The 8,878-nt window shown below is 68.1% G+C and carries 7 protein-coding genes and 3 pseudogenes; 5 read left to right on the forward strand and 5 right to left on the reverse strand.

Features of this window, described 5'->3' with window-relative positions:
• Positions 1-221, reverse strand: a pseudogene (locus tag NKF06_RS18345) (hypothetical protein); the annotation flags it as partial.
• Positions 218-781 carry a hypothetical protein gene (locus NKF06_RS18350; RefSeq protein ID WP_253246236.1) on the reverse strand — a complete coding sequence of 188 codons (564 nt, stop codon included), beginning with the start codon at positions 779-781 and terminating at the stop codon, positions 218-220. The pseudogene NKF06_RS18345 and the gene NKF06_RS18350, both read right to left, overlap by 4 nt.
• Before the next feature lie 123 nt (positions 782-904).
• Here NKF06_RS18350 and NKF06_RS18355 point away from each other — a divergent pair, with 123 nt between their 5' ends.
• Both NKF06_RS18355 and NKF06_RS18360 read left to right on the forward strand, forming a co-directional pair.
• On the forward strand, positions 905-1,987 hold the full coding sequence (locus tag NKF06_RS18355; protein ID WP_253246237.1) for a tubulin/FtsZ family protein: 1,083 nt from the start codon (positions 905-907) through the stop codon (positions 1,985-1,987).
• A 206-nt stretch (positions 1,988-2,193) separates the two neighbouring features.
• On the forward strand, positions 2,194-3,294 hold the full coding sequence (locus NKF06_RS18360) for a glutamate-cysteine ligase family protein (protein ID WP_253246238.1): 1,101 nt from the start codon (positions 2,194-2,196) through the stop codon (positions 3,292-3,294).
• 57 nt (positions 3,295-3,351) lie between these two features.
• Here the strand turns inward: NKF06_RS18360 and NKF06_RS18365 are convergent, their stop codons facing one another.
• A complete protein-coding gene (locus NKF06_RS18365) occupies positions 3,352-4,701 on the reverse strand; it encodes an alkaline phosphatase family protein (RefSeq protein ID WP_058827207.1) in 1,350 nt (449 codons plus the stop codon).
• A 207-nt stretch (positions 4,702-4,908) separates the two neighbouring features.
• Positions 4,909-5,763, reverse strand: a complete 855-nt coding sequence (locus NKF06_RS18370; protein WP_253246239.1) for a hypothetical protein — start codon at positions 5,761-5,763, stop codon at positions 4,909-4,911.
• A 144-nt stretch (positions 5,764-5,907) separates the two neighbouring features.
• Between NKF06_RS18370 and NKF06_RS18375 the strand changes: the two genes are divergently transcribed.
• From NKF06_RS18375 to NKF06_RS18385, 3 genes and pseudogenes are all read left to right on the forward strand, one after another.
• Positions 5,908-6,348, forward strand: a complete 441-nt coding sequence (locus NKF06_RS18375) for a DUF5788 family protein (RefSeq protein WP_253246240.1) — start codon at positions 5,908-5,910, stop codon at positions 6,346-6,348.
• Positions 6,345-8,092 (forward strand): annotated as a pseudogene (polX, locus tag NKF06_RS18380) (DNA polymerase/3'-5' exonuclease PolX). Before NKF06_RS18375 ends, polX begins: the two are co-directional and overlap by 4 nt.
• A complete protein-coding gene (locus NKF06_RS18385) occupies positions 8,089-8,652 on the forward strand; it encodes a Mut7-C RNAse domain-containing protein (protein ID WP_253246241.1) in 564 nt (187 codons plus the stop codon). Before polX ends, NKF06_RS18385 begins: the two are co-directional and overlap by 4 nt.
• A gap of 41 nt (positions 8,653-8,693) precedes the next feature.
• Here the strand turns inward: NKF06_RS18385 and NKF06_RS18390 are convergent.
• A pseudogene (locus tag NKF06_RS18390) lies at positions 8,694-8,878 on the reverse strand (ribonuclease BN); the annotation flags it as partial.

The following is an 8,878-nucleotide window of genomic DNA, read 5'->3' on the forward strand; positions in this document are numbered from 1 at the left end:
GAACCGGCGGGAACGTCGAGGACGACGTGACGGCACGCACCCGCCACACCGGCGGGTGTCGGGTCTTCCGCGGCCGCGAGCGCCGTCGCGGCGTGCGCGATGTCGTCGGCCATCGAGCCGATTGTGACGGTCGTCGCGTCCGCTCTCGCGGCGTCGGCCGCCGGGAAGACGACGCCGGCGATAGCAACCGCGAGGAGACACGTCAGAACGACGCGAATCACAGCGCGTCGCGGAGACGGGCGGCCAGTCCGCGGTCTGCGGAGTCGTCGCGAGAGTCGGCGGCGTGAATGTCGGATTCGCGCCTAGGAGTACCGCCGCGCCCCTCGGTGGGTCGTTCGGCGTGGGACGCCGCCTCCGCGGCGAGCGCGTTGGCCGACCGAGAGGGTGTGGGAGACGCCGTCTCGTCGACGAGTTCCGCTTCGAGCGATTCGGCCTTGGCGAGTGCGGCGTTCGCCCGTCGCTCGACGTCCTCGTTGACCGCGCGGACGCCGCCGAGGTAGCCGCGCATCGCCTGCGTCGCGGCGTCCATCTCGTCGAGGCGCTCGGTGAGCGACTCGACCGACGATTCGAGTTCGGAGACCCGGCGCTCGACGGCCGCGAGGTCCGCCAGCGACGAGAAGTCGGCGTCGCCGTCGGTGAGGGTTCGCTCGACCGCGTCGAGCCGCGCGGCGAGGTCGGCAGTGTGGTCGGCGGTGTGGTCCGCCGCGACCGGTCCGCGGGAAGCGGGTGTTCCGGTGTCTGTGTCACCGTTAGCGTCGAAGTGGACTGGGTCGGTCGTCATGTGGCGGCCTGGTCCCGTCATCTGATATAAAGCTCCGGCGCGGTCGGAGCCGACCACGACCCGAGCGGTCGAACAGTTCGCCCGTGGGGAACGTTCAAGACGAGCGACGGAGTGGATTGTGGTATGAAAACCGTCCTGATTGGTGTGGGGCAAGCGGGTGGGAAGCTCACCACCGCTCTCCAGTCGTTCGATCGAGAGATGGGGTTCGGCGCGGTACTCGACGCCGTCGCGGTGAACACCGCAAAAGCGGACCTCCAGCCGCTTCCTGTCGAGACCGTCCTCATCGGCCAAGACCGCGTCAACGGTCACGGCGTCGGCGGCGACAACGAGCTCGGAGCCGAGGTCATGGAGTCGGACCAGACCGAGATCATGTCCGCCCTCGACGGCCGCGTCACGGCCGAAGCGGAATCGATTTTCGTCGTCGCCGGGCTCGGCGGCGGCTCGGGTTCCGGCGGCGCGCCCGTCCTCGCGAAGGCGCTTCGCCGCGTCTACGACGTGCCGGTGTACGTCCTCGGAGTCCTGCCCGGACAGGACGAGGGGGCGATGTATCAGGTGAACGCCGGTCGGTCGCTCAAGACCATCGCCCGCGAGTCCGACGCTGTCCTCCTCGTCGACAACGACGCCTTCCGATCGTCCGGCGAGTCGATGAGCGAGGGCTACGACGCCATCAACGAGGCCATCGCCCGGCGCGTCGGTCTGCTCTTGGCGGCCGGTGAGGCGACCGAGGGCGTCGGCGAGAGCGTCGTCGACACCTCCGAAGTCATTAACACCCTCCGTTCCGGGGGCATCGCCGCGCTCGGCTACGCGAGCGCCGAGGCCTCCCCGGACGCCGAGGACAACATCAACACCATCATGAGCACGACCCGCCGCGCCGTCCTGACGGGAACGAGCCTGCCGGACGCGAGCGACGCGGACTCCGCGCTCGTCATCGCCGCCGGCGAACCCGACACCATCCCGCGGAAGGGCGTCGAGCGAGCGCGCCGCTGGGTCGAAGAGGAGACCGGCAGTCTGCAGGTCCGCGGCGGCGACTTCCCGCTGGAGAGCGGCCGTCTCGCGTCGCTCGTCCTCCTCGGCGGCGTCGAGCGCTCCGAGCGGGTCGAGTCGTTCATGGAACGCGCCCGCGAGGCCATCGACCAGGCCAAGACCGAGAAACGAGAGGACCCCAAAGAGATGTGGCACAACGACGACCTCGATGACCTGCTGTGATAGCGACCGGCCGCCACTGACGCGACTAACGACCACATAATCTCACGTTTTCAAGACGTTCGTCCACCGAATGGCGGTCTCCTCCTCAATCTGCGAATGATTTTTCCGTCATGCCGCCAATCCGTGCTATGTGTTAACAATAACTGGAGGAGGGTGGGACGAAACGATACGTGTGAGACTCGACTCGGCACGCCACCGGAGTCATCATGTCTGAATCGACTGACCCGCTCCGGCGAAGTATCGAAGTCGAGTACTGGGTCGTCGAGGACGACGGGTCGTTCAGCGACCCGGACGACCTGCTCGACGCCTCGCCGGGGGCCGAACGGGAGTTCGTCGAGCCCGTGTTGGAGGTGAAGACGACGCCGTGTGACTCGGGGGCCGAGTTGCGCGCGGAGTTGTACGAACGACTCGGCGACGTGCTCTCGCGGGCCGAGGAGGTCGGAAAGCGACTCGTCCCGCTCGCCACGCCGGTGAGTGTCGAGGCGGTGACGGAGCGCCGGAGCGACCGGACCCGCATCCAGAACCGCGTCGTCGGGTCGGACTTCCAGTACGCGCGGCACTGCGTGGGGACGCACGTCCACGTCGAACAGCGGCCCGGCCGCGAAATCGACCAGTACAACGCGCTCGTGGCGCTGGACCCCGCGCTGGCGCTCGTGAACTCCTCGCCGTACTACGACGGAAAGCGGCTGGCGGCGGGCGCGCGGTCGAAGCTGTACCGGCGGATGACCTACGACGACGTGCCGCATCAGGGTCGGCTGTGGCGCTACGCCGACGACACGCGGGAGTGGTCGCGCCGTCTCGAACGCCGGTTCGAGGAGTTCCTCGTGCGCGCCGAGGAGGAGGGCGTCGACCGGGCGACCATCGAGGCGAACTTCGACCCCGAGAGCGCAATCTGGACGCCGGTGCAACTCAGAGCCGAGTTCGGCACGGTCGAGTGGCGCTCGCCCGACTGCGGCCTCCCGAGCGACGTGCTCAGGCTGGCGAACAGCGTCGCGGACGTGGTGAACCGCCTCGACGACGCGGAACTCAGAATCGAGGGTGACAGGGGGCGCGTGGCGGACGACCAGGTCGTCCTTCCCGAGTTCGACGCGGTTCTCGGCTACGTCAACGCCGCCATCGAAGACGGACTCGACTCCGAGGCGGTGCGGTCGTACCTCGACCGGATGGGCTTCGACGTGGATGCCTACAGCCCGGTGTCGCACGAGATAGACGGCCGCGAGACGGTCACGGCCGCGGAGGCGCGAGAGATGCGACTGGCCCACGCGGACCGACTGGAACGGGACGTGCGGAGCGCAGTCCGGCAGTAAACCGCGAATCGCCGCGAGCGACTGCGAAAAAACGAATCCGGAACCCGAAGCGGTCGCTTACTGCTGGATGAGGCTCGCGCCGTCGAGTTCGGTGCGGCTGTACTCGATGTCCATGAGGTCGAGGATGGTCGGTGCGATATCGTAGAGGTCGGCGTCCTCGATGACCGCGCCGGGGTCGTCGACGTAGAGCGTCGCGTTGTCGAACGAGTGCATGCCGTTGCGGGGGCCGACGCCGAACACGTCGTCGTGGCCCTTGAACCCGGACTTCAGGTCGAAGCCGTGGTTCGGGATGACGACGAGGTCGGGGGCGATGTCGTCGTGGTCGCCGCGGAAGGCGTCTTCCTTGACGACGACGCGGTCTGCGACCTTGTTGCCGTCGGGCCCTTCGAGCGCTTCGAGTTCGGCCTTGAGTTCGTCGCGGACGTCCTCGTACTCGGATTGCGGGACCGACCCGCGGGGCTCGCGCCCTTCGAGGTTGATGAAGAACCGGCCGGGGATGAGCGAGTACGCCTTCGAGTCCTCGTCGATATCCGAAAGCGAGTCGTGGTCGTCGTCCTCGTAGGAGAGCCAGCCGTTTTCCTCGAGCCACGTGTTGCAGTGGACCTCGTAGTCGAGCGAGGTGAAGCCGTGGTCGGACGCGACGATGAGCGTCACGTCCTCGGGAAGGGCGTCGCGGATGCGACCGAGGTAGTCGTCGACGGTGCGGTAGAACTCCATGAAGGCGTCCTTGTTCTTCCCGTCGCGCTCGTAGTCCTTGAACAGGAAGTGGTTGACGCGGTCGGTCGTCATGAAGACGCCGAAAAAGAGGTCCCAGTCGTCCTGGTCGATGTAGCGCTCGAACGCCTCGTAGCGCCGGTCGAGCGTCTTACGGGCGTCCTCCATGAACGCGGTCTTGTCGTCGTCGTGACCGAGTTTCGCGTTCACGTCGATTTTGTAGTTCATCTCGGTGAGCGCGTCGCGGAAGTCGTCGGGGTAGGCGGCCTTGTCGACGCCGGGCGAGAGGAAACCGGAGACCATGCGCTGGACGTTGCGCTGAGGCGGGAACGTCACGGGGACGTTCATGACGGTGGCCTTGCGGCCGGCATCGGTGACGCGGTCCCAGACGCGGGTGGCCTGTACGTCCCGACCCATCGGGACGTAGGTGTCGTAGGAGCCGACCTCGCGGTCTTGGAAGCCGTAGACGCCGGTCTCGCCGGGGTTGACGCCGGTCGTGAGCGCCGGCCAACACGCCGAGGACTCGGGCGGGACGATGCTGTCGATGTCGCCCGCCGAGCCCGCGTCGGCCAGCGCCGCGAAGTTGGGGAACTCGTCGGGATGCTCAGAGAGGAGAGTGAACGGGACCCCGTCGATGCCGATGAAGGCGACGCGGGGGTGGTCTTTGCCGCGGAGTCGGTCGAACAAACCCATACCTCACGGTATCCAAGAGAACCATAAGAAGGTTCGTCTCTCCGCCGGAGTTTGCGACGAGAGACGACGGATACGGGGCCGCTGTCGGAGAAAGCGGCGAATCTCTCCGGGCGAGAGCGGCCGGTGACGCCACCGTCGACGTGTCAGACGCGAATCAGGCTATCTCGTCCGGTCGGCGGTGCGCGTGCGGGACCGTTCGCGGAAAGCCTAGGCCCGCGGCTGCCCGGGCATCGAGAACGGGCGCTCCTGGGCGACAGCGGTCCGGCCGCTGACCCGAAGCTCGCTCGCGACGACGAACGCCAGCCCCCACGCGACGAGCGCGACCGCCCACATCATCCCCACGCTGGACACCTGCGTCGGGAACGCGAGCGAGACCGCGCCGAAGTAGACGGCGAGGCCGCCGGTCAGCCACGCGACGAAGCGGTGGCCGGGCGCGCCGGCGGACGAAACGAGGCCGAGCAGCAACAGCCCGATTGCCATCGTCGTCATCTCCATGTAGTGGCCGGCGACGGCGTGAATGTCGCCGGTCGCCTGCAGACCGAACTGGTTGATCGCGAACGCGAGCACCGGGAGCGCCGCGACCGCGACGAGGCCGAGGAGCGCCGGGCTGTAGTCGTCGCCGACCGAGACGATATCGCGGCCCGCGGGGTGGAACAGCACCATGAGCCCGGTGAGCACGAAGAAGGGGATGACCTCCTCGACCGGCCCGCCGCCGACGATGGTTCCGACGAGCACGAGCGTCGTCACCGCGAAGGCGACCTGCATGAGCGCGACGCGCTTCAGCGGGCGGTACAGTTGGCTCGCGACGCCGAGGATGATTATCCAGACGTTCGCCGCGATGACCATCAGGTGCAGGCGGTGCTCGGCGAGCACGTCGCCGCCCGCGCCCCAGCCGACGATGGCGAACGAAAGCAGTTCGCTGACGAAGACGGCCGCCATCCCGAGCGTCACGACCGTGAGCAGGTAGAACGCGTACAGCCGGGCCTGAACGAACGCAGCCGGCGAGTCGCCGGCGGCGTCCGGGGCGTCGGCACTATTATGTGGATTGGTGTCAATTGACATGGTTCAGAAGAGAGTACGACGGCCGAGAGAATAACCGTTATTCGGGGGTTTCGGACCTGTTTCTCGGCAGGACGCTCAGCGGATCGAGAGAGTTGAGCCGGACCGGGCGAAGGAGCGAAGTGCCGCGCGGGACAACGACCGGACGTGAAGGAGTTCGAGCGTAAACAGCTCTTGGAGCGCGTCAATCGGGAGGGTGCGACCGTCGGCACGCAGATTCCCGATCGCATCGAGGTCCAAGGCGAGGAGATAGACCTCAGGGAGTTCGTCTTCGAGATAAAGCGCCGCGACACCATCCCGTCGGGGGAGCGAGAACGCGTCGACCAAGCGAAGCGGAACCTCCGCCGCGAGCGCCTCGAACGGCTCCAGCGAATCGAGGACAACGAGGTGAGCTACGACGAGGGGCGGCGACTGGCCGAGGACATCGTCGGCATCGACCGGGCGCTGAACGCCCTCGAACAGCTTCGGCCGGTCGACCTCGAACAGGAAGAACACCGCCAGAACGCCGCGGACCAGAAGCGCTGGATGAGCTTCCTGAAGAAGGCGCTGGGTCGCGACGGCGGCAAGAGTAAGCGAGGGGGCCGATGAGCCGAAACGACGAGATAGCGAGCCTGCTGGAGGAGTTCGCCGACCTGCTGGAGGCGAAAGACGTGGCCTACAAGCCGTCGAGCTACCGCCGGGCCGCCGAGAACGTCCGCGAGTATCCGAAACCCGTCGAGGAACTCGCCGCGGAGGGCGAAGACGCGGTGCAGGAAATCGACCGCGTCGGCGACGCCATCGCCTCGAAAATCGTCGAGTACGTCGAGACCGGCCGCATCGAGGAGTTGGAGGAACTCCGCGAGGAGTTGCCGGTTGACATGGCCGGCCTGACGAGCGTCGAGGGCGTCGGCCCGAAGACGGTCGGCAAACTGTACGAGGCGCTCGGCGTCGCCGACCTCGACGACCTCGAAGCGGCCGCCCGCGACGGAAAGATACAGGAGGTCAAGGGGTTCGGCGCGAAGACGGAGGCGAACATCCTCGACGGCATCGAGTTCGCCCGCGAGGCGACCGGTCGCGAACTGCTCGGAAAGGCGCGACCCGTCGCCGACGACCTGCTCGCGTACCTCGGCGACCACGACGCCGTCGGCAGGGTCGAACCCGCGGGGTCGATGCGGCGGTGGCGCGAGACGGTCGGCGACATCGACGTGCTCGCCGAGAGCGCCGACGCCGCGGCGGTCATCGACCGCTTCCTCGCGTGGGACCTCGTCGGCGACACCATCGAGGCGGGCGAGCAGAAGGCGAGCGTCCGGGTGAACGGGATGCGGGTCGACCTCCGCGTCGTCGCCCCCGCGGAGTACGGCGCGGCGCTCCAGTATTTCACCGGGAGCAAGGACCACAACGTCCACCTCCGCAACATCGCCATCGACCGCGGCCTCAAGATGAACGAGTACGGGATGTTCGACGTCTCGGACGTGGACGACCCCGACGACGGCCCGCGGGCCGGAACCCGCGTCGCCGGCGACACCGAGGAGTCGATGTACGCCGCGCTCGACCTCCCGCTCGTCCCGCCGGAGATGCGCGAGGACACCGGCGAAATCGAGCGCGCCGCCGACGGCGACCTGCCAGATCTCCTCGCGGAGGGCGACCTCCGGGGCGACCTCCACACCCACACTGACTGGTCCGACGGCGACAACAGCATCGCCGAGATGGTCGCGGCCGCCGCGGAGCGCGGCTACGACTACCACGCCGTCACCGACCACGCCACCGGCCCCGGCATGGTCGGCGGCGTCGGCGTCGAGGACGACGACCTGCTCGACCAGATTGACGAGGTCCGCGCAGTCGGCGAAGACGCCGACATCGCGGTGTTCACCGGCGTCGAGGCCAACATCGACGCCGAGGGCGGCATCTCCGTCGCCGACGACGTGCTCGACCAACTCGACGTGGTGGTGGCCTCGCCTCACAGCGCGCTCGACCAGGACCGCGAGACGGCGACCGAGCGACTCGTCACCGCGATGGAACACCCCGCGGTGAACATCCTCGGCCACCCGACCGGCCGACTCATCAACCAGCGGCCCGGCCTGCCCCTCGACTACGAGCGACTCGCCGAGGCGCCGTCGAACACGGTGTCGCGCTCGAACTCAACGCCAGCCCGTACCGCCTCGACCTGAACGGTGAGGCGCTCAAAATCGCCGTCGAGGCGGGCGCGACGGTCGTCATCGACACTGACGCCCACCGACCGGCCGAACTCGACCACGCCCGCTACGGGGTCCACACGGCCCGCCGCGGCTGGGTCGAGACCGCGGACGTGCTGAACGCGCGGTCGGTCGAGGAACTGTCCGACTTCCTCGCGTGACCGACGACGTTGGGGCCGACCACCCCGGCACGGTCGCCTCGGGCGTCGACCGCGCCGCACCCGGCGACACCGCGCTCCTCGTGGACGTGATGCTCGGCAAACTCGCCACGTACCTGCGGATGTGCGGCTACGACGCCGAATACGTGCTCGACAGCGAGGACGAGGCGGGTGATTCTGAAGGTAACCACGACCCCCGAACCGACCCCGGCGACGACAGCCTGCTCGCGCGGGCGGACGCCGAGGGGCGCGTCCTTCTCACCCGCGACGTGCGACTGGCCGAGCGAGCCTCGCGGAGTGTCCTCCTCACCGAACGGGAGCCAATCGCGCAACTCCGCGAACTCGAATCAGTCGGGTTCGCGGTCTCGTTGGACGAGGAACCGTCGCGATGTGGCGTCTGTAACGGCCGCGTGGAGGCGGTCGGCCGCGACGAGTCGGTTCCCGACTACGCGCCGAGTCCCGCTGAGACGGCGCTGTGGCGGTGTCGCGACTGCGGGCAGGTGTTCTGGCGCGGGAGTCACTGGCGCGACGTGGACGTGAGATTGAACGGCGGAGAACAGTAACGGTCGGCGGTATGCCGGCGGTTGCCGGTTCGCTGGCGGGACTACTCGCGGCGGCGCGGGAACCACTCGTCGCAGGCTTCCATGTCCTGCATCATCTCGTCGTGGGCCGCGCAGTAGGGCTTGAGTCCGTCGGAGGTGCGGACGTACTCGAAGTACGTGCAGTTGCCGCAGTAGCGGTCGCCGACCGTGGCGGTCGCCGGGCGGTCGGCGGCGGGGTGGTCGGCCG

Source organism: Haloferax sp. AB510 (assembly GCF_024136985.1).
GTDB lineage: Archaea > Halobacteriota > Halobacteria > Halobacteriales > Haloferacaceae > Haloferax.